The sequence below is a fragment of the Psychrobacter sp. GW64-MNA-CIBAN-0177 genome (genome assembly GCF_040309585.1).
Taxonomy (GTDB): domain Bacteria; phylum Pseudomonadota; class Gammaproteobacteria; order Pseudomonadales; family Moraxellaceae; genus Psychrobacter; species Psychrobacter okhotskensis.
The window spans coordinates 1-232 of the sequence record NZ_JBEOOY010000643.1 but is presented as its reverse complement, the minus strand read 5'-3'; the positions used below and the strand labels follow the sequence as shown (position 1 = coordinate 232).

Sequence of the window (232 nt, the reverse complement as noted above, 5' to 3'; positions counted from 1 at the left end):
CTAATGAGCAATAAGCCATTGCCGAAGCAAAATTGACTTAGTTGCCTTCTTTAACGAACAAATACCCTTTACTGCGAACGGTTTTGATACGTTTTGGATTTTCTGGATCATCACCGATTTTTGGACGAATACGCGAGATACGCACATCGATAGAACGGTCTTGACCGTCATATTCGATACCGCGTAGACGCTCAAAGATATCTTCGCGCGACAATATACGGCCAGCATTAGA

The 232-nt window shown here is 43.1% G+C and carries 1 pseudogene; it reads right to left on the bottom strand.

Going from position 1 to position 232, the window contains the following annotated elements:
* Nucleotides 1-37: 37 nt before the first annotated feature.
* Nucleotides 38-232, bottom strand: a pseudogene (bfmR, locus tag AAEY79_RS16530) (response regulator transcription factor BfmR); the annotation flags it as partial.